Origin of the sequence: Meiothermus granaticius NBRC 107808, assembly GCF_003574355.1 — a bacterium.
Classification (GTDB): Bacteria; Deinococcota; Deinococci; order Deinococcales; family Thermaceae; genus Meiothermus; species Meiothermus granaticius.
In genome coordinates this window covers 33,104-52,750 of record NZ_QWLB01000006.1, presented here as the reverse complement: position 1 = coordinate 52,750, position 19,647 = coordinate 33,104, and the positions used below count along the sequence as shown (strand labels likewise).

General features: G+C 61.0%; 21 protein-coding genes. 5 read left to right on the top strand and 16 right to left on the bottom strand.

Going from position 1 to position 19,647, the window contains the following annotated elements:
• Nucleotides 1-18: 18 nt before the first annotated feature.
• Nucleotides 19-444, bottom strand: coding sequence for a nucleoside-diphosphate kinase (gene ndk, locus Mgrana_RS03330; RefSeq protein ID WP_119356189.1), 426 nt, complete (start codon nucleotides 442-444; stop codon nucleotides 19-21).
• Nucleotides 445-534: 90 nt separating this feature from the next.
• Here ndk and mgsA point away from each other — a divergent pair, with 90 nt between their 5' ends.
• The 3 genes from mgsA to Mgrana_RS03315 all read left to right on the top strand — a co-directional run bounded on the left by mgsA (nucleotide 535) and on the right by Mgrana_RS03315 (nucleotide 2,646).
• Nucleotides 535-948, top strand: coding sequence for a methylglyoxal synthase (gene mgsA / locus Mgrana_RS03325; protein ID WP_119356188.1), 414 nt, complete (start codon nucleotides 535-537; stop codon nucleotides 946-948).
• Nucleotides 949-988: 40 nt separating this feature from the next.
• Entirely contained in the window at nucleotides 989-1,213 is a 225-nt protein-coding gene (locus tag Mgrana_RS03320; RefSeq protein ID WP_119356187.1) for a hypothetical protein, read from the top strand.
• A gap of 95 nt (nucleotides 1,214-1,308) precedes the next feature.
• On the top strand, nucleotides 1,309-2,646 hold the full coding sequence (locus tag Mgrana_RS03315; protein WP_119356186.1) for a glucose-6-phosphate isomerase: 1,338 nt from the start codon (nucleotides 1,309-1,311) through the stop codon (nucleotides 2,644-2,646).
• Here the strand turns inward: Mgrana_RS03315 and Mgrana_RS03310 are convergent.
• Nucleotides 2,624-3,064, bottom strand: a complete 441-nt coding sequence (locus Mgrana_RS03310) for an acyl-CoA thioesterase (RefSeq protein WP_119356185.1) — start codon at nucleotides 3,062-3,064, stop codon at nucleotides 2,624-2,626. The two genes, Mgrana_RS03315 and Mgrana_RS03310, sit on opposite strands and share 23 nt — an antisense overlap.
• Nucleotides 3,065-3,076: 12 nt before the next feature.
• A complete protein-coding gene (locus Mgrana_RS03305; RefSeq protein WP_119356184.1) occupies nucleotides 3,077-4,951 on the bottom strand; it encodes a phosphoenolpyruvate carboxykinase (GTP) in 1,875 nt (624 codons plus the stop codon).
• Nucleotides 4,952-5,039: 88 nt separating this feature from the next.
• Between Mgrana_RS03305 and Mgrana_RS03300 the strand changes: the two genes are divergently transcribed.
• Nucleotides 5,040-5,453 carry a YkvA family protein gene (locus Mgrana_RS03300; protein WP_240631230.1) on the top strand — a complete coding sequence of 138 codons (414 nt, stop codon included), beginning with the start codon at nucleotides 5,040-5,042 and terminating at the stop codon, nucleotides 5,451-5,453.
• Between the two features lies 1 nt (nucleotide 5,454).
• On the opposite strand, the gene Mgrana_RS03295 is transcribed toward Mgrana_RS03300, so the two are convergent.
• From Mgrana_RS03295 to Mgrana_RS03250, 10 genes are all read right to left on the bottom strand, one after another.
• Nucleotides 5,455-5,994 carry a GNAT family N-acetyltransferase gene (locus tag Mgrana_RS03295; RefSeq protein WP_119356183.1) on the bottom strand — a complete coding sequence of 180 codons (540 nt, stop codon included), beginning with the start codon at nucleotides 5,992-5,994 and terminating at the stop codon, nucleotides 5,455-5,457.
• Nucleotides 5,995-6,038: 44 nt separating this feature from the next.
• Complete coding sequence (locus Mgrana_RS03290) at nucleotides 6,039-6,752, bottom strand: ABC transporter ATP-binding protein (RefSeq protein ID WP_119356182.1); 714 nt, start codon at nucleotides 6,750-6,752, stop codon at nucleotides 6,039-6,041.
• A complete protein-coding gene (locus Mgrana_RS03285) occupies nucleotides 6,749-7,561 on the bottom strand; it encodes an ABC transporter ATP-binding protein (protein ID WP_119356181.1) in 813 nt (270 codons plus the stop codon). Before Mgrana_RS03285 ends, Mgrana_RS03290 begins: the two co-directional genes overlap by 4 nt.
• Entirely contained in the window at nucleotides 7,558-9,003 is a 1,446-nt protein-coding gene (locus tag Mgrana_RS03280; RefSeq protein ID WP_119356180.1) for a branched-chain amino acid ABC transporter permease, read from the bottom strand. Before Mgrana_RS03280 ends, Mgrana_RS03285 begins: the two co-directional genes overlap by 4 nt.
• Nucleotides 9,000-9,902, bottom strand: a complete 903-nt coding sequence (locus tag Mgrana_RS03275) for a branched-chain amino acid ABC transporter permease (protein ID WP_371862079.1) — start codon at nucleotides 9,900-9,902, stop codon at nucleotides 9,000-9,002. The genes Mgrana_RS03280 and Mgrana_RS03275 overlap by 4 nt, the downstream gene beginning before the upstream one ends.
• A 316-nt stretch (nucleotides 9,903-10,218) precedes the next feature.
• The gene (locus Mgrana_RS03270; protein WP_119356178.1) at nucleotides 10,219-11,373 is read right to left on the bottom strand and encodes a branched-chain amino acid ABC transporter substrate-binding protein; all 1,155 of its coding nucleotides are present in this window, start codon (nucleotides 11,371-11,373) and stop codon (nucleotides 10,219-10,221) included.
• Nucleotides 11,374-11,659: 286 nt separating this feature from the next.
• Complete coding sequence (gene glnA, locus Mgrana_RS03265) at nucleotides 11,660-13,006, bottom strand: type I glutamate--ammonia ligase (protein WP_119356177.1); 1,347 nt, start codon at nucleotides 13,004-13,006, stop codon at nucleotides 11,660-11,662.
• 84 nt (nucleotides 13,007-13,090) lie between these two features.
• The gene (locus Mgrana_RS03260; RefSeq protein ID WP_119356176.1) at nucleotides 13,091-13,846 is read right to left on the bottom strand and encodes a hypothetical protein; all 756 of its coding nucleotides are present in this window, start codon (nucleotides 13,844-13,846) and stop codon (nucleotides 13,091-13,093) included.
• 142 nt (nucleotides 13,847-13,988) lie between these two features.
• Nucleotides 13,989-14,624: a response regulator gene (locus tag Mgrana_RS03255; protein WP_119356175.1), complete on the bottom strand. Its 636-nt coding sequence runs from the start codon at nucleotides 14,622-14,624 to the stop codon at nucleotides 13,989-13,991.
• Between the two features lie 28 nt (nucleotides 14,625-14,652).
• Nucleotides 14,653-15,939: a sensor histidine kinase gene (locus Mgrana_RS03250; RefSeq protein WP_119356174.1), complete on the bottom strand. Its 1,287-nt coding sequence runs from the start codon at nucleotides 15,937-15,939 to the stop codon at nucleotides 14,653-14,655.
• Between the two features lie 112 nt (nucleotides 15,940-16,051).
• On the opposite strand from Mgrana_RS03250, the gene Mgrana_RS03245 reads away from it, so the two are divergent.
• Nucleotides 16,052-16,489: an acyl-CoA thioesterase gene (locus Mgrana_RS03245; protein WP_119356173.1), complete on the top strand. Its 438-nt coding sequence runs from the start codon at nucleotides 16,052-16,054 to the stop codon at nucleotides 16,487-16,489.
• A gap of 40 nt (nucleotides 16,490-16,529) precedes the next feature.
• On the opposite strand, the gene rplT is transcribed toward Mgrana_RS03245, so the two are convergent.
• From rplT to Mgrana_RS03230, 3 genes are all read right to left on the bottom strand, one after another.
• Entirely contained in the window at nucleotides 16,530-16,877 is a 348-nt protein-coding gene (gene rplT / locus Mgrana_RS03240) for a 50S ribosomal protein L20 (protein ID WP_119356172.1), read from the bottom strand.
• 14 nt (nucleotides 16,878-16,891) lie between these two features.
• Nucleotides 16,892-17,092, bottom strand: a complete 201-nt coding sequence (gene rpmI, locus Mgrana_RS03235) for a 50S ribosomal protein L35 (protein ID WP_119356171.1) — start codon at nucleotides 17,090-17,092, stop codon at nucleotides 16,892-16,894.
• Between the two features lie 154 nt (nucleotides 17,093-17,246).
• Nucleotides 17,247-19,640: a cbb3-type cytochrome c oxidase subunit I gene (locus Mgrana_RS03230; RefSeq protein WP_119356170.1), complete on the bottom strand. Its 2,394-nt coding sequence runs from the start codon at nucleotides 19,638-19,640 to the stop codon at nucleotides 17,247-17,249.
• Nucleotides 19,641-19,647 lie beyond the last annotated feature (7 nt).

Genomic DNA, 19,647 nt, shown 5'->3' with positions numbered 1-19,647 from the left:
ACCCCAACCGGCCCAGGCTCAGCTAAGGATTTCCTCGGGCTTGAAGAAGAGCCCGATCTCCCGGGCTGCGCTCTCGGGACCATCTGAGCCGTGGATGATGTTCTCGTCTACCGTGGTGGCAAAGTCTGCGCGAATGGTCCCGGGAGCGGCTTCCCAGGGCCGGGTGGCTCCCATCAGGCGGCGCATCTCGGCGATCACCCCAGGGCCTTCCACCACCATGGCCACCACCGGCCCAGAGGTGATGAACCGGACCAAGCCTTCAAAGAAGGGTTTTCCTTTGTGCTCACCGTAATGGGTTTCGGCCAGGCTTTGCGGAATGAGCATCTTCTTCATCGCCACAATGCGGAAGCCTTTGCGCTCGATTCGCCCGATCACTTCGCCGGTGAGGCCACGGCGTACACCGTCGGGCTTGACCATGATGTAGGTGCGTTCGGTATCTGCCATACCGCGTTAGTTTACAGGCTGGGAGGCAAAAGCTGAAGGCTCGAGCCACCCCCCTGCCTCAACGGGATTCGGGCCGCGTATGCTAGGGGCATGAAAGCCCTGGCCTTGATCGCCCACGACGGCAAGAAGACCGATATGGTGGCCTTCGCAATCGCCAACCGGGCCATCCTTTCGCGCTTCCCCTTGATCGCTACCGGGACCACGGGCAAGCTGCTGATGGAAAAAGCCGGGTTGAGCGTGGAGCGGCTGCTTTCCGGGCCGCTGGGCGGGGATCAGCAGATTGGGGCCCGCATTGCCCAGGATGGGGTGTTGGCGGTGATCTTTCTGCGTGACCCGCTGGCCGCTCAGCCTCACGAGCCCGATGTGCAAGCCCTGATGCGGGTCTGCGATGTGCACAACGTTCCCTTAGCAACCAACCTGGCCGCCGCCGAGGCGGTACTGGCCTGGCTGCAAGACCTGGTCCTGCGGAGCCAGCCGGGGGCAGAATCGGCAGAAAGTGTATAATCCTCCACTGTTAGATAACTTGAGTGCTATATTGATAGGTATGACACCGCTTGAGTGGATTCAGCAGATGCTTCAAGCCAACCGTGAGGCCTTGCGTCAGATGCCTTTCCCGCCGGGGATGGCGGAGTATGTGGACGAGCTGGTCAAGTCCGGGCAGGTGCAAGAGGTGATTGATCTGATGAAGCTGGGTTTCTTGATGGGCGTTCAGCAGGGGGCTCGAGCTGGGGAAATCCCAGCCCCCCAGCCTAGCCGCATCCAGGCCTGAACCCCGCGGCAACCGAACCCCTTGCCCCAGTAGGTGGGGGGTTTGGTTTTAATGAAGGTCATACCCGCAAAAACCGGACGGTTTAGACTATCCCCATGCTACGCTTGGAGCTACACAATCTGTCGGTTGAGCGGGTCGGGGCCCAGGGCATGGATCTGGCTGCGGAGTTGGCGGCTAACGCACGAAAGCTGGAGGCGGCCCGGGACTCCCTGGTGGCCCGGAAATCCAACCCGGAGGAGTTTTTGGGCTGGATGGACACCCCGGAGGACACCGAGGCGGTGCGCGAGGTGCTGCGCTATCGTCAGGCCAACCCCTGGGTTAGGGAATTCGTGGTGCTGGGCATAGGGGGCTCCGCCCTGGGGACACAGTGTGTGCATGCGGCTTTGGGCCAGGGGCCAGTGCGCCTGCACATTGTAGATAATGTCGAGCCGGAGCCGATTCAAGAGCTATTGCGCAGCCTTGACCCCCGGGTGAGCTTGGTCAACGTGATCTCCAAATCGGGGAGCACAGCCGAGACCATGGCGGCCTTTTTGGTGTTCAGAAAGTGGCTCGAGGATTCCTTGGGAGAGGATTGGAAGCGGCATGTGGTGGTCACCACCGACCCCGCGCGAGGCCTTCTGCGCCCTTATGCCCAAGCTGAAGGGCTGGCCGCGTTTGAAGTTCCCCCGGCGGTGGGTGGACGGTATAGCGTGACCTGTCCGGTGGGGACACTTCCGTTGGCCTTTGCTGAGGTAGACCTGGACCGGCTGATGGCCGGGGCCCGCAAGGCCAACGAGCTGGCGACCGGGCCCATCGGGGCTAACCTTTCTGCCCAGACCGCGCTGGTCAACGAGCGGTTGGCCAAGAAAGGGATGAACATCTGTGTGTTTATGCCCTACTCCACCCGTCTGCGCTACCTGCCCGACTGGTTTGTCCAGCTCCACGACGAGTCCTTGGGCAAGATGAAGGACAAACAGGGTCGGGAGGTGCGGGTGGGGACCACTGCGGTACGGGCGGTGGGAACTACCGACCAGCACGCCCAAGTTCAGCTCTTCCGGGAAGGGCCCCATGACAAGCTGGTGACGATGGTGCGCCTCGAGCACCCCACGGAAGACCTCGAGATCCCGGCGGTGAAGGGCTTGGAGAGCCTGGACTACCTCTTTGGGAAGAGCTTCTTTGAGCTGCTCACGGCTGAGGCCAAAGCCACGGCCCACGCCCTGGCCAAGGCCGGACAGCCCAACTACACGGTCACCCTCGAGCGTCTCGATGCGTACAACCTAGGCTGGCTGCTGCAACACTTGATGTGGCAAACCGCTTTCCTGGGCGAGCTTTGGAATATCAATGCCTTTGACCAGCCGGGGGTAGAGCTGGGCAAGGAGTACACCTACGCCCTGATGGGCCGAAAGGGCTACGAGCGGTTGGCCCAGGAGCTCAAGTCGGAGGGGGTAGAGTAGGTCCTTCGGGGAGACCAAAGGCTTGGCGGAGGGCCTGGGGTACGCGCACCGGTGCGTGGGTGGACGGATCCACCGTCACGTAGATGATCTCCCCGTCGATCAGATGGGTTTCCCCACGATACATCTCGAGCAGAAACCGGATGCTGCTGTTCCCCACGCGTCCCACCCGCACCCCGATCTCCAGCTCATCGTCATAGCGGGCAGGGGCGTGGTACTCGAGGGTGGCCTTCACCACCAGCCAGTCCACCCCCAAGCGCTCAATCGAGCTAGGGTAGGGGTAGCCGATGGCCCGCCAGTACTCGGTAAGGGCAACATCCGCGTAGGTCAGATAGTGCCCGTTGAAGACGATGCCCTGCATATCGGCTTCGCTCCACCGCACCCGCAGGCGGTGCAAGAACTGGAAATCGGATTTAGGCATCTGGGTTGGGGGCTATGAATCCACTGAGTTGGTCGCCAGGTCCCACTGCTCCGGAGAGCGCCAGAGATTGCTGATCAACAGCTCGCGCATGGCTAAGAATTCCTTGGGCATCCGGTCGTAGAGTTTGATGAAGAGGGCTTCGTGGCTGAGAATTTCTTGCAGCCAAAGGTCGCGGTCAATGGTCATCAGCTCCTGGAACTGCTCCTTGGAAAACTCGAGGCCCCGCCAGTCCAGATCCTCGTAGTGGGGCACATACCCCAGCGGGCTCTCGGTGGCATGGCCCTTGCCGTTGGCTCGCTCCACGATCCATTTCAATACCCGCATGTTTTCGCCGTAGCCGGGCCAGGCAAAGTTGCCCTCTTTGTCCTTTCGGAACCAGTTCACGCTGAAAATCCTGGGCGGGTTCACGACCCGTCGCCCCACATCTAGCCAGTGATTAAAGTAGCTGGCCATGTGGTAGCCAATGAAGGGCAGCATGGCAAAAGGATCGCGGCGCACCTCACCGATAGCCCCAAAAGCGGCTGCGGTGGTTTCCGAACCCATGGTGGCTCCCAGGTAAACCCCAAAGGTCCAGTTGAAGCTTTGGTAGACCAGCGGAACCACCGTGGCCCGCCGCCCGCCAAAGATAAAGGCTTTGATCGGCACCCCGTTGGGGTTTTCCCACTCCGGGTCTATGGCGGGGTTTTGCTGAGCCGGAGCGGTAAAGCGGGAGTTGGGGTGAGCGGCCTTGCGCCCGGAGTCCGGGGTCCACTCCTGGCCCTGCCAGTCGGTGGCCTTGGGCGGTGGTGGCCCATCCATCCCCTCCCACCACACATCCCCTTCCGGGGTGAGGGCCACGTTGGTAAAGATGGTGTTGGCCCGCATAGAGGCCATGGCGTTGGGGTTGGTTTTATGCGAGGTGCCGGGGGCTACCCCAAAGTAGCCCGCCTCGGGGTTGATGGCGTAAAGCCGCCCATCCTTACCGGGTTTGATCCAAGCGATGTCATCCCCGATCGTGGTCACCTTCCAGCCCTCTTCTTGGAAGGGCTTTGGGGGGATCAGCATGGCGAAGTTGGTCTTGCCGCAGGCTGAGGGAAAGGCGGCAGCCACATAGGTTTTCTGCCCCTTGGGATCCTCGACCCCCAGGATCAGCATGTGCTCGGCCAGCCAGCCCTCGTCGCGCCCAATCACGCTGGCAATGCGGAGGGCCAGGGCCTTCTTACCCAAGAGGGCATTGCCGCCATACCCCGAACCATAGCTCCAGATGCTGCGCTCCTCAGGGAAGTGGACAATGTATTTGAGGGTGGGGTTGCAGGGCCAGGGGATGTCGGGCTGGCCGGGTTTTAAAGGCATCCCCACGGTGTGCATGCAGGGCACGAACTCACCGTCTTCGCCCAGCACCTCGAAGACCTTCTGGCCCATGCGGGTCATGATCTTCATGTTGACCACCACGTACGCCGAATCGGTAATCTCGATGCCGATATAGCTAATCGGAGAACCGAGCGGCCCCATGCTAAAGGGCACGATGTACATGGTGCGGCCCTGCATACAGCCATCGAAGAGCTCGTTTAGGGTGGCGTGCATCTCTTTGGGGTTAACCCAGTTGTTAGTAGGGCCGGCATCCTCTTTGTTGATGGAGCAGATGAAGGTGCGGTCTTCAACCCGGGCCACATCCGAAGGGTCGGAGCGGGCCAGGAAGCTGTTGGGGCGCAGCTCAGGGTTGAGACGGATAAAGGTGCCCTTCTCCACCAGCTCTTCACAGAGGGTTTGGTACTCCTGATCAGAGCCATCGCACCACCACAGGGCATCCGGTTTGCACAGGGCGACCATCTCGGTGACCCAAGCCTTGACTTGCTCGCTGCGAACGTAGGGAGGGAACTGGATTTTCCCAGGATTTACTGCTGGCATACGATACTTTACAACCATATCGCTGCTCCTTGCAGAAGGGTTCCTCGAGTAGACGCTCTGGGTAGGGCAGGGGTGCTACCATGGGCTTGTGGAAAGGGCTGAGGATAAAGAGCACGGGGTGGAGCTATGCCTGGTGGAGGGGCTCGAGCTCAAAGCCTACGAGCGCCGCTACAGCCACCGGGGGTTCTGGGCCAAACTCTCCCGCTTTGCCCGGGCCGCCGGCCTGGAGGTGGTCGAGAAAGCCCTTTGGCTGTACTACACCCTGGCGGCCCCTGAAACCCCGCCCTCGGCTAAGCGGATCATCCTTGGGGCCCTGGCTTATTTCATCTTGCCGCTGGACTTCATCCCCGACGCAATCGTGGGGGTGGGGTTTACCGATGACCTGAGCGTGTTGCTTCTGGCGGTGGGCACGGTAGCCCGCTACATCACCCCTGAGGTCAAAGAGCGGGCCCAGCGTAAGGCCGAGGAATGGTTTGTGGAGGAACCGGTAGCGGTAGGCTAGCCTACCGGGCGCCGGGCCAGGGGCCGGGGGGGTGGTCGGGGAGCTCCTCGAGGACGGTTTCGGTTTTGTACAGCCGCATCCCCCGGGCCTGGTAGTTGGCCAGTGCCGCTGGGCTATCCAGCGAGCAGGTGTGCACCCAAACCCGCTTTGGTCCTAGAGCCCAGGCCTGCTCGAGGGCCTCGGTGAGCAGGTGCCCGCCCAGCCCCCGCCCGCTGAACTGGGGAAGCAGCCCAAAATAGACGATTTCCACCGCCTCACCCTGGGCCTCGAGCTGAAAGTATCCGGCCGGGGTTCCCCTCAGATAGGCCACCCAGGTGTGCAGGTTGGGGTTTTGCGCGTACTCGAGCCACTGGGCATAGCTCCAGTCGGCTTTTTCGTACCAATACCAGTCCCCACCCACGCTGCGGTAGAGGAAGTGTTGCAGCTCGGCGCTGGGGATCTCGGCCTTGACGATGTGCAGGCCCTCGAGATGAATCCGTTTGGGACGGAGTTCGTTGGGCGAGAGGCTCTCGAGGTAGTAGGTGCTCACTTCTAGGTGCATTGGCCTGAGTCTACCGGGTCGGCCCGAACCTGGGGCCCTATAACCTAATGCCCACCCAGATAGGCTTCCTGAACCTCAGGTTTGGCCGCGAGCTCTTTGGCTGGGCCCTGCATGGTCAGCTTGCCGGTCTGCAGCACGTAGCCGCGGTGGGCAATCTCTAGGGCCAGGCGTGCGTTTTGCTCCACCAACAGAATGGTTTTTCCCTCCTGGTTGAGCTTTTGGATGATCTCGAAGATGAAGTCCACCAGCACCGGAGCCAGCCCCATCGAGGGCTCATCCATCAGGAGCAGTTTGGGGTCTTGCATCAGGGCCCGGCCAATGGCCAGCATCTGCTGCTCACCGCCGGAGAGGGTCCCGCCCTTCTGGGTTCGGCGCTCGGCCAGGCGGGGGAAGAGGCCGAAGGCCCGCTCCTTGCGCTCTTGTACCAACTTGCTGTCGTTGAGCAGGTAAGCCCCGATCTCGAGGTTCTCCTCCACGGTCAGCCGGGGAAAGATACGCCGCCCCTCGGGGACGTGGCTAATCCCCAGGGCCACGATTTGGTTGGCGGGCATTTTATGGATGGGTTTGCCCTGGTAGAGCACCTCACCCCGGCGGGGCTTGTTCATCCCACTGATGGTGCGCAGCGTGGTGCTTTTACCGGCCCCGTTGGAGCCGATCAGGGTGACGATCTCCCCCTCGTTGACCTCGAGCGAGATCCCTTTGAGGGCCTGGATCTGCCCATAAAAGGTGTAGATGTTTTTGACCTCGAGCAAGCTCATACCTTGTCTCCAGCCGTTCCTGCTGCGCCTTTGCCCAAGTAGGCCTCGACCACTCGAGGGTTGTTGCGGATCTCAGCCGGCAATCCCTCGGCGATCTTGCTACCGTACTCCAGGACCGCGATCCGGTCAGAGATGCTCATCACCATGCTCATGTCGTGCTCGATCAGCACCACCGTCAGGCCTAGATCCTGACGCAGCTTGCGCACCCGCACCTTAAGATCCTCGGTTTCCTGAGGGTTCATTCCGGCGGCAGGCTCGTCCAGAAACAGCAGCCTGGGCTCTAGGGCCAAAGCCCGGGCAATCTCGAGACGGCGCTGCTCCCCATAGGAGAGCGAGGAGGCGGCCGTCTGGGCCTTGCGGTCCAGGTTCATGTAGGTCAGAAGCTCCATGGCCCGTTCCTTGGCCTTTTTCTCAGCGGCGAAGTACCGCCCGGTATGCAGTAGGGAGTCCAGATAGGAGGCCGAGATTAGGGTGTGATGCCCGACCAGGACGTTTTCCAGCACCGTCATGGCCTTGAACAGCCGGATGTTCTGGAAGGTGCGCCCGACGCCCTGGCGCGCCACCTTGTCGGGGGACATCCCGGTCAGGTCTTTGCCAAAAAACAGCACCTTGCCGGTGTCGGGCTTATAGATGCCGGTCAACAGGTTGAAAAAGGTGGTCTTCCCAGCCCCATTGGGCCCGATGATCGAGAAAATTTCCTGGGGCTTGACCTGCAGGCTCACGCTGTTCACCGCCACCAGCCCACCGAAGCGCTTGGTGACGTCTTGCACGTCTAGGGCAAGCGGGGGGACCTGGGGGGTTGGGCTCATGCCGATCCCTCCTGAAGCTTCCCTTCATCCTTGGCCTCGAGCCGTGCCTCTTCCATCTCCGCTCGGTGGCGTTGTTCGGGGATCAGCCCCTCAGGTCGGAAGATCATCATCAAGATCAAGATCAAACCAAACACGAAGCGCTCGTACTTGGCCGGCTCGAGCTGGGTGGGGAGGTTGGCGAAGTTGTAGCCCAGCAGGGTGAACCCGGTTTGCCTCCAGGTATTGAGCTGATCGGAGAGGTTTTTGAGGATGTCAATGTTGAGCAGCGTCACCGCGGTGGCCCCCACCACCGCCCCGCCGATATTGCCCATCCCGCCCAGAATTACCATCGCCAGGATGAAGATGCTCTGGTTGAGGGTGAAGGATTCCGGGTTGACGAAGGTCTGCTTGGCACCGTAGATGGCCCCCATCACCCCAGAGAAGGCTGCGCCGGTGGCAAAAGCCAGGAGCTTGGTGGGCAGGAGCGGGATGCCCATGGCCTTGGCAGCGATCTCATCCTCGCGGATCGCCACCCAAGCCCGGCCAAACCTCGAGTTGGAAAGCCGCACGTTCACGACAATCACAATGGCCACCACCACCAGCGCCAACACATAGAAGAAGATCTGGTAGGTGATGCTCTCATCGATGGGGCGGCCATAGACCCGGCCCAGTCCCAGACCGTTGAGGATATTGATGAGCCAGTCCACCGGCGGGCGGCCCACCGGGGTAATGCCCTGGGGGCCGTTGGTAAGGTTGATGGGATGGTCGAGGTTGTTGGCCAGCACCCGCACTACCTCACCCAGGCCGAGCGTGACGATGGCCAGATAATCCCCGCGCAGCCGCAGGGCCGGGAGTCCAATCAACACCCCCACGATGGCCGCTGTCACCACCGCGATAGGCAAGAACACGAAGAACAGCCAGGGGTTGAGGGGGAAGTGGTTCCCGGCGATGAAGTTGTTGGCCTGCCCCGAGCCGAAGATGGCCCAGGTGTAGGCCCCGATGGCGAAGAACGCCGCGAAGCCTAAGTCCAGGAGGCCAGCCTGCCCTACCACCACGTTGAGCCCCAGGGCCAGGGCCGAGAAGATGGCCACCTGCACCCCCAGCTCGAGGAACAGGGAGTTGCCGAGCCCGGCCAAAGGGATCGAGACAAACAGAATGGCCACCCCGATGAGCACTTTGATATAGGTGGGGACCTTGAGCAGGGCTGCCGAAAGCAAGGTTCCAATCAGGCCGTAGAAGGCAAATTTGTCATCGCTTTGCTCGCGGATGAGCACGGTGAACACCACCGTAAGCCCGGCTAAGGTCAGGGCCCGTACCCACTGCTGGGGTTTGAGCAGGGCCACCAAGGCCAAGGCCACCAGCAGCAGCGCGTTGGCAAGGGAGTTGGCAGGGGAGAGCAGGGCCCATAGCGAGGCCAGTGCAGCCACCACCGGTACCACGAGATTGGCTTGGGCTTCCTTCATACCTTTTCACTCACATTCTGGCCAAACAAGCCCTGGGGCCGGAAGAGCAGAATCAGAATCAGGATCAAAAAGGCCAGCACCTGGGCGTACTCGCTGCCGAAATTGCCTCCGGTCAAAAAGCCCAGGTAGGTTCCACCCAGGGTCTCGAGCTCCCCCAGCACCAGCCCACCGGCCACCGCTCCGGGGATGTTGCCGATCCCCCCCAGGACCGCCGCAGTAAAGGCCTTGATCCCAGGTTGGAAGCCGGAATAAGGGGTAACGTTGGTATACACCAACCCGAACAGCACCCCTGCCACCCCGGCCAGCGAACCCCCGATCAGAAAGGTGCGCGAGATGATCACATCGGGGTTGATGCCCATCAGCCCGGCGGTGCTCATATCCTGAGCCACGGCCCGGATGGCTTTGCCCAGCTTGGTGCGGTTGACCAGGTAGTTGAGCCCGGCCAGCATCAAGATGGAGACCAGGATCACGATAAGGCCCTTGACGGCCAGGGTTAGGCCCAGGGGGCTCCCTAGCTTAGAGAGAACATCGTAGTTGAAGGTGTCGTAGCTGGGGTATTGCAGGTTGAACTCGTTATGCCACAGGGCCTCGATCGCCCGCACCAGATCTTGCAGCAAGAAGGAAACCCCGATCGCCGTGATGAGCGGAACCAGCACGTTTTTGGAACCCCGGCGGCGCAGGGGCCGGTAGGCCAGGCGCTCGACCAAAACCGCCACCGTTCCCGAGACCGCTGCGGCTACGATGAAGGCCAGCAGCAAAATCAGGTAGGGGTTGCCCCCATTGCCTAGATAGCGGAAGACCTCAATCCCGGTAACCGCCCCGATCATGAAGATCTCCGAGTGGGCGAAATTGATGAGCCCCAACACCCCATAGACCATGGTATAGCCGAGGGCCACCATAGCGTAGACAAACCCCAAGAGCAGCCCCTCGAGCAGGGTTTGGGGCAAGATCGAGAGCAGTTCAGCGATGGACAAGCGGTTTTCCTCCTGGAATGTGATGCAAGGCAAGTTTCACAAGGTGACGGAGGAACTATACCAAAAAGAACCACTCCGTGCATCAGACGCTGTTCGTACCCATTCTTGTTTCAAGCTGGGCAGAGTATACCGGGTTGACCTTCCCCTGACAACCGGTATTTACCTGGAGTTGGCATGGTGGGGATCCGAGCCAAAAACCAAGCGGCCCCCGAGGGAGCCGCTGGCTTGATCGAACAGGGTTTTAGCCCTTCTTGGGCGGGGCGAACTGGATGATCTTCTGCACCACCCCAGGGTAGCTGTCGGTCTTCATGTAGATCACGTAGTAATCGGAGAGCTTGCGGTCCCCTTTGTCGTCGAACTCGATGCGCCCAGTAATGCCGTCGAGCTTGACCTGACGCACGGCCTTGGCGACTTCCTCACGGGTGGGCTTTTTGCCCCCGTTGGCCTTGATGGCAGCCTCAAGGCCCGCCAGGATCACATTGGTGGCATCGTAGGCGTAGGCTCCATAGGCCTCGGAGTCCTTACCGAACTTGGCCTTGTAGTTTTTGGCGAAGGCCGCCGCCTTGGGCAGGGTATCAATCGGGCCAGAGGTGGTGGTGTAGAGCGTGCCAATGACCGCCTTGCCCGCGATCTTGACCAGCTCCGAGCTATCCAGACCGTCGCCACCCATCACCGGCATGGCCAGACCGCGCTCGCGCATCTGCTTGATGAGCACACCGCCCTTGTCGTAGATTCCACCGTAGTAGACCAGGTCTGGTTTCTGGGCCCGCATCTGGAGGATCAGGGGCTGGAAGTTAGAGGCTTCCTCAGTGCCCACAAAGCTCACCACGGTGGCTCCGAGCTCCTTGGCCCGGTTGGCAAAGGCCTCGGCCAAACCCTGCCCGTAGGCGGTTTTGTCGTGGATCACGAAGAGCCGGGTCTTTTTAAGGGTCTTGACCGCGTACTCGGCCCCTACCGGACCCTGCACGTCGTCACGGCCGCAGACCCGGTTCACATTCAAGTAACCGCGATCGGTGATCCGGGGGTTGGTGTTGGCCGGGGAGACCATCACCAGGTTGGTGTCTTTATAGACCTCTGAGGCCGGGATGGCCACGCCGGAATTGAGGTGCCCGACCACGCCCAAGAGATCCGGGTCGTTGACGATGCGCCGCGCCACCGCCACGCCGACATCGGGGGTAGCCTGGTCATCCTGGGGGGCGAACTGGAGGTCAAAGCCCATGGCCTTAAACCGGGGCTGGGCCTCCTCGATGGCGAGCTGAGCCCCCAGCTTGATGCTCTCACCCAGCACGGACTGGGGTCCAGAAAGGGGGGATACCGAAGCGATCTTGATAACGGTCTGGGCTGAGGCCAGGCTGAGGGCCAAGACCCCTGTTGCCAGAATTGCCAGTTTCTTCATGCCGTTCCTCCTGAGGTATCTAGTTAGCCTGGTTTTGGCTGGCCTATTCTACCTACCCTGCGCCGATTTTTGTCAACGATGGGGGGTGATTTAGGCTTTCCGGCCAAGTGTAGCCTACACCGTTTGGATGAGTTTATGAGTACAGCTCGAGGTCATCCCGAATCGCCTTGGGGTGCTGAGGCCTGTGCTGGACGCGCTAGCACAAAGGCCGCAGGGGGGGGCTGACCCTCCACCGATGGGTGGAGCCCCCTGAGCCAAATGGTATGGAGGGCAAGGCGCGGCTTTTCTAATACTCGGCCAGGTACTGGTCCAACTCCCAACGGTGAACCGCGGTGCGGTAGGAGCCCCACTCGAGCTCCTTGGCGGCCACAAAGTTATCGTAAACATCCTTGCCCAGGGCCTCGCGGATGATTCGATTCCTGCGCAGGGCCTCGAGGGCCTCCCCCAGAGTGCCCGGCAGCTCGCTTACCCGGTACTTGCGCCGATCGCGTACCGAGAGGTCATAGACGCTGCGCTCAATGGGGGGAGGTGGGGTGAGCTTGTTCTCCAAGCCGTCCAGCCCTGCGGCCAGGATCACCGCCAAGGCCAGGTAGGGATTGGAGGAAGGGTCGGGGATCCGGTATTCAGCCCGGGTTCCCACCCCTCTGCGCTTGGGCACGCGGATCATCGCCGAGCGGTGCGAGACCGACCAAGCCACGCTGGTCGGAGCCTCGTAGCCTGGGGTGAGGCGCTTGTAGGAGTTGACCAGCGGGTTGGTTACCGCCATCATCCCATCGGTGTGCTCCAGGAGCCCCGCGATAAAGGAGAGCGCGGTGCTGGACAGCTCGTACTCACCCTGGGGATCAAAAAAGGCGTTCTGGCCCCCCTTGAACAGCGAGAGGTGCAGGTGCATCCCCGATCCGTTGATCCCAGCTACGGGCTTGGGCATGAAGGTGGCGTGGAGACCATGGTGAATGGCTACCCGCTTGACCACGAACTTAAAGGTGGTTAGATCATCCGCCGTCTTGAGGGCCTCGGCGTACTTGAAATCAATCTCGTGCTGCCCAGGAGCCCCCTCATGATGGGCGGCCTCGATCTGAAACCCCAAGGCCGCCAGGGTGTTCACCATATCCCGACGGGCTTCCTCGCCCCGGTCGGTGGGGGCCAGGTCGAAGTACCCTGCCCGGTCGAAGGTCTGGGTGGTAGGGCTGCCCTCGGGGCTGCGGGCAAAGAGAAAGAACTCCGGTTCAGCCCCTACGTAAAAGTTGTCGAACCCGTGCTGGGAAAGGCGCTCGAGCTGGCGCTTGAGCACCTGGCGCGGATCCCCTTCGAAGGGCTTCCCATTGGGGTCGGTCACATCGCAGATGAGGCGGGCCACCGTGCCCTGAGGGGTAGGCTCTAAGCCTTCCGGGTAGACCAGCAGGGTGTCATAGTCGGGCCGCAGCAGCATGTCCGATTCCTCGACCTCGTTGCGCCCGAACCCTTCGATCGAGTTGCCATCAAAAACCACCTCGCCATCCAGGGCCTTCTCGAACTGCGCGACCGGCAGCTCTACGGCTTTGTTGATGCCCAAAATGTCGGTGAATTGCAGCCGCAGAAACTGCACGTTTCTGGCTTTGAGTTCACCGAGTAAGTCGGCTTTGCTTCTGCCCATACGCCCAGCATACCGGTCTTAAAAGCCAAGCAAAAAGCGGACGGTGAGAGGCCGTCCGCTGGTGCCCCAGATCCAACGGGGCAATTAAGGTAGGTAGTTGCCGGGCGTGCCCAGGGTCTCGGGTTTCTCGGTAAACTCCCCGGCCAGCCCCAGTTTGAACGCCCCGGCCCCGCCCACCCCACTTTGGTTGAGGAAGCCAGTGTAGACTCCAATGCGCCCGCCGGGAATCACCGTGTAGTACAAGGAAGCGGTCACATCGTAGCCCAAGCTGCCCCCGAAGGGATAAACCAGGCCACCCTCGAGGTAGCCATCCAAATCCTGGGTTAGCTCGAGCTTGAGCCCAGCATAGGCGTTGAGGATGGCCCCAAGCTGCAGGGAGGGCACCAGCGTGAGCGTTCCGGTAAGCCCGGCTCCCCCGTACAGGGCCAGGTTCTGGGCGGCGCGCTGGGCGATGAAGACCTCTCCGCCCAAATCGGCATCCAGGCCAAATGGACCAGGCACAAAATACTGGTTCGAACCCAGGTGAACCGCCCCTTCCACGTAGCCGGTATCGGTTTGGTTGAGCTTGGTCACGATCACCCCGCCCACCCGGCTGCTCAGGGCGAAATTCCCAGCAGAGAAGCCCGGGCGCAGGCTCCCGCCCACCACCACGTTATTGGCGGTGCTGACGGTGTAGTTGAGGGCGGTGCCGCGATAGCTGCGGTAGGGTGAGATGAATTGTCCGCCCAAGATTCCGAACTGCGGCAAAATGGGCAGGTTGACCGTGAGCGAGAAACCATCCGCTAGGGCCAGGCTGCCCAGGGCGGCAGAGAGTAGAGCGGTCAGCAGGGCTTTCTTCATGCAGGCCTCCAAACGGCCCAATGGTAGCGGGCTCACGGCTGGTTTGTCGGTGATCCATCCGAATGTCTCTTAATCTAAGCCGCTCCACGGGGAAGCGGATAGGGCCCAGGCCGACCCTTCCTGAAGAGGGCCAAGGTGGGTTTCAGCCTTCCAGCCGTAGAATTCCCCGCTCCAGGGCCGCGGTCACCGCTGCGGTGCGGTCATCTACCCCGAGCTTACCGAAGGTGTGCAGCAGGTGGGTTTTGACAGTGGCCTCGCTGATTTTTAGGGCTCGAGCCACCTCCTTGTTGGAGTAGCCTTTGGCCACTAAGGTGAGCACCTCGAGCTCACGCGTGGATAAATTCTCCTCGGCGGGGCCACGCATCCGGCCCAACAGCCGTGCGGCTACGGGTGGGGAGAGCACCGCCTCCCCTCGAGCACATAGCCGCACCGCCCGAAAGAGCTCCTCACGGGGCACGTCCTTGAGCAGGTAGCCGGTTGCCCCAGCCTCTACCGCGCGCACGATCTCGCTGTCGCTGTCGTAAGTGGTTAGGACCAACACGTGGGTTTTGGGGTGATGGCTGCGAATTTGGCGGATTGCGGTCACCCCATCCATCTGAGGCATCCGCAAGTCCATCAAGACCACCTGTGGGCGCAGCTTTTCCACAAGGGCGAGGGCCTCTGCGCCATTGGCCGCCTCCCCCACCACCTCAAAATCGGGCTGAGAGTTGAGCAGCCCAGCCAGTCCGGCCCGGACTACCGGATGATCGTCTGCCACCAGGATTCGAATGGGGTTCATGGTATAGGGCTTTCCGGCAGGAGTTGCCTCACGCGACCACCTCGGCTGGGCTCACCGGGGGCTCCAGGGGTAGGCTGACCGCCAGAATGGTGCCCAGCCCACGCTCGCTCTCGAGGGTGAACACCCCCCCCAGCCGCTCCACCCGTTCACGCATGGAGCGCAGCCCAAAGCTCCCGACCAAGGCCGGCTGCAACCCCACTCCGTCGTCCTGGATGTCCATTAGCACCAGGTCATCTAAGTAGGACAGGGTAACCGAGGCGGTTTTGGCCTGGGAGTGTTTGCGCACATTGGCCAAGGCCTCTTGGGCGATGCGCAACAGGCTCACCTCGAGCTCGGGATGCAGCGGGCGGGGATCCCCGGTCACGGTGAGGGTGGCTTCTACCCGACTCTCCTCTTGCCAGCGCCGCAACAAGCGGCTCAAGGCTTCAGGCAGGGAGGCGTTCTCGAGAATCTCCGGGCGCATGGCCCAGACCATCCGCCGAGCCTCGGAGAGCCCTTCGCGGGCAGAGTTGCGGGCTTGCTCGAGGTGGCGTCCGGCAGAGGTTTCGTTTTCAGCAGCGGCCTCAGCCGCCTCGAGCTGGACCACGATGCTGGCGAAGTTCTGGGCCAGGGTGTCGTGGATTTCCCGGGCCAGCCGCTGCCGCTCCTCTAAAATTCCGGTTTGGCGCGAGGCTTCCAGCAACTCTCGGCGGGTGTTCCAGAGCTCTTCTTTGGCTCGAGCTTCACGCACCAGAACCTCGAGGGCGAATAGCGAGTACCCCGCGAACAGGAAAGCGATGAATACGAAGAAAGCCAGGCCCAGATTGGGGTAGGGTGTGGGTCTGGCCTGTACGCTCCAGCCCCCTCCCCTTGGGTTCTCGGTCTGGACGATCTCGAAGGTGATTTGCAGGGGTTCGTGGGTGGCCCACCAGGCCGAAAGGGCGACAATTCCTGCTACCAATAGCAGCACCGCCCACAGTGGCATCCAATAGCGAGCAACCACCGGGATCAGCCCCAGGGCCAGAAAGGGCAGATAGTAATGGGTGAGGGTCCCCAGCACCAGCGCCCCGACCAGGGCCAGAACCAGCAGTTCCCAGGCCCGGCGCACCCCAGGCCGCACCCCCCACAGCACCAGGGCATATAGCCCCAGGGCGGCCCCTACGCGCACAGCGGTCTGGGTAGGGTCGTTGATCGGCAGATGGGCCGAGAGGGTGATGGGCCGGGCCGGAACCAGCAGGGTAAAGCCCAACACGGTGAGCAGATTAAGCGCGGTGAAGAAAGCCACCACCCGGGCTACAGGGCGCTCGAGGAAAAACCCTTGGACTCGAGCCAGCATGGGGTAATTGTATCGCCTCCAGGTGAGAGAAACCCAGGGCCGGACTAAACCGTGGGCTCAGACCTGGGACTCCCTCAGGCACCCTCTTCCCCCATCGGTTACCTTAGGGTGTATGGATCCGCGCACCCATCACCAACACCAGATCATCGTTCGTGCAGAGGATATTGACGAGCTCGAGCACGTTAACAACACGGTGTACTTGCGCTATATCGAAGATGTGGTGGTAGCCCATGCTGCACGGGTGGGCATGGGCTTCCCTGTTTTGAAAGCCCTGGGGGTCATCCCGGTGGTGTATCAGCATGTGATTAGATACCATCGCCCCGCAGTGCTGGGCGATCGGCTGGAGGTTTCTACCCAGATCACCGCTTTCAAAGGCTTTCGGGCCAGCCGCCATAACGAGGTGCGCCGGGTTGCCGATCACGCGCTGCTGGTGGAGTGCGATACCGACTGGGTTTGGATTGATGCGGTACGGGGGCGGCCCAAGGCGGTTCCGCTGGCAATTCAGGAGGCTTTCGGGGTAATGGGGCTCGAGGCCCCACCAAAAACATAGGGACGCATGCTATGCGTCCCTACTGTGAGCAAGTTGGGCCCTAGGCCTTAGCCCGGTTGACCAACTCAGCAAAGGCCTCAGGCTGGCGCACCGCCAGGTCGGCCAGAATCTTGCGATCCAGCTCAATCCCCGCCTTCTTTAGGCCGTGCATAAACACGCTGTAGCTCAAGCCGTGCTGTCTGGCAGCGGCATTGATGCGCACGATCCAGATGCGCCGCATGTCCCCCTTCTTCTTGCGGCGATCGTTGAAGGAGCGCATGGCTCCGCTAAACAGGGTCTCGCGGGCCTTGCGAACGCTCTTGGAGCGCAAGGCATAGAAGCCCTTGGCCCGCTTCAGAATCTTCTTGTGCTTGCGGCGGCGAACAACACCGGTTTTGGCGCGTGGCATGGCTCACTCCTCCCTTATACGTCGTAAGGCATCAGCTCGTGGACGCGACGCTCTTCGCCTTTGAAAAAGGTAAAGCTGCGGCCCTTGCTGCGGCGAGTGCTGCCCGACTTGTGCCAGTTGAGATGCCGTTTGCCTGGCTTTTTGGCGATAACCTTGCCTGTAGCCGTGATCTTGACACGGCCTTTGGCGCCCTTGTGGGTCTTCATCTTTGCCATGATCTCTCCTACACCTTTGCTGCGGAGTGCCCCGGCGCGCGGGATCTTGGTGAACTCGACAGCCTTGCAAGTATAGCACAGGGAGAGCCAAAGGCTAAAGCTTAGGGTCCAAGCAAAAGGGCGGGAATTCCCGCCCTTTTGCTTTGGAGCATGGCTACCAGATGTAGAAAATACACACGATGAACAACCACACCGCGTCCACCAAGTGCCAGTACATTGAAGAGCCCTCTAAGGTGCCCTGTTCGTGCGGCGTGATCTTGCCCGCTAATCCTTGGGCATAGGCCAGACTCAGGCCGGTTCCACCGATTACCACGTGTGCCCCGTGCAGCCCTACGATCAGCAAGAAAGCATTGGCCCAGAGCTGTTGTGTGTAGTCTACGTGGTGCAGGAAGGTAGTAAACTCGTAGATCTGGAACAGGAAGAAGATAGCCCCCAGCACAATGCTGATGAGGAGCCCTAACCGGAAAGCCGAAAGCTTACCGGTGCGCAGATCGTGGTGGGCATAGTGGACGGTGAAGGAGCTGCTGACCAGGAAAAAGGTGTTGAGCAGGGCCAACCACAGGGCAGGCCGCTCTTCGGGTGGAACCGCGTGCCCGGTCAAGCGCAAGTAGAGGTAGCCGGCAATCAAGATGCCGAAGAGCGCAATCTCCGAGACGATGAACCAGGCCATCCCCACCCAGGCATTGGACTTGCCGGTTACGGTGTGGTGATGTACGGGAACATCGTACTCAGGCCGTAGGGCCCAACGGAACAGGCTGTAGATGAAGGTTAGGATGCCCACCACCAGCCAGCCGTTGATGAATCCTCCTGAGGTCCAGGGGAGCGCTAGCCCAATCCCTGTGATGAAAAGCCCCACCGCGGTCATAAAGGGCCAGACCGTGGGTGCCGGCAGATGAATGGTGGCCGGATTGATTGGGGTGGGTTTGAGGCCTTCTTTTTCCCAATCGTAGAGCGGGCGTTCGGATTTGAACACCGTAGGGAAGTTGACGGCAAAGTTATAGGAGGGTGGGGGAGAGCTAGTAGCCCACTCGAGCGTGTGTCCACCCCAGGGGTTGTCCGGTGCTTTGACGTTCTGACGGAAGCTCTGGATCATCGCGATCAGCCAGGCGATCCCTCCCAGAGCCAGGATGAAGGCTCCAACGGTAGAGGCGAAGTTGAGCTGATTCCACAGGTAGAGCCCATCCGGGTAGGTGTAGTAGCGCCGGGGCATCCCCAAAAAGCCCAGCACATATTGGGGCATAAACGTCACCAGGTAGCCCACCAAAAACAACCAGAAATGGATCTTCCCCCAACGCTCGGGATACATTCGCCCAGTGATCTTGGGCCACCAGTAGTAGAGCCCAGCAAAGGCCAAGAACCCTGACCCAGCCATCAATACATTGTGGAAGTGGGCCACTACGAAGTAACTATCCTGCACCTGATAGTCGAATGGGACTACCGCCAGCATCACCCCGGTAATCCCGCCCAGCAGGAAGTTAAACATGAATCCCATCACGAAGAGCAGGGGGGTTTTGAAGTCGAGCTGCCCTCCCCATAGGGTGCCCAACAAGCTGAAGATCTTAACCCCGGTGGGTACAGCGACTAAGGCGGTGAAGAACACGAAGACCAGTTGGAACAGCAGGCTCTCCCCCACGGTGAACATGTGGTGGGCCCAGACCAAGAACCCTACCACCGCAATCCCCACCAGGGCGAAAACCATGAAGCGATAACCGAACACCGGCTTGCGGGCAAAGGTCGAGGCGATTTCAGCGGCGATCCCCAGATAGGGCAGCAACATGATGTACACCGCTGGGTGAGAATAGAACCAGAAGAACTGTTGGTAGAGTACCGGGTCGCCGCCAATCCCTGAGTTGAAGAGGGTCAGGTCGAGCTTGCGGCTGAGGAAAACCGTGAGGCTGGCCGCGGTGATTCCGGCCAGGGCGAAGAGGGAGAGCATTGAGGTGGCAAAGATGCTCCAGACGAAGATGGGCATCTTCCATAGGCCCATTCCCTTGGTGCGAAGGTTATAGACGGTAGCAGCGAAGTTGGCTGAGCCCAGCAGCGAAGAAAGCCCAACCAGCAATACCCCCACCATGAAGAAGTCCGTGCCGGGGCCTTGTACCTTGGAAAAGGGGTAATAGAAGGTCCAGCCCACATCTGGGGCCCCGCCAAAGAACAGCGAGGCGTAAATGATCAGCATGGAGAACACAAAGAGCCAGGCGGCAAAGGCATTGATTCGGGGTAGGGCTACGTCGCGCTCCCCCAGCATTAGCGGCAGGATGAAGTTGCCGAACCCAGAAAGCCCCGCGGGGATGATGAAGTAAAACAGCATGCTGGCGCCGTGCAGGGTAAGGATGCGGTTATAGGTGTCACCGACCAGAAAGGTCTGTTCGGGGGCGTGGAGCTGCCAACGGATCAGCACGGCCATCAGGCCAGCCACCCCGAAGACCACGAAGGAGGTGACCAGATAGATCATGCCCACCTTTTTGTGGTCGCTGGTGGTGAACAAATCCCAGAGAAAGGCTCCGAAACCCGGGCGGGTGGGTTGGTTGGGTGCGGTTACGGCCATATGTTCA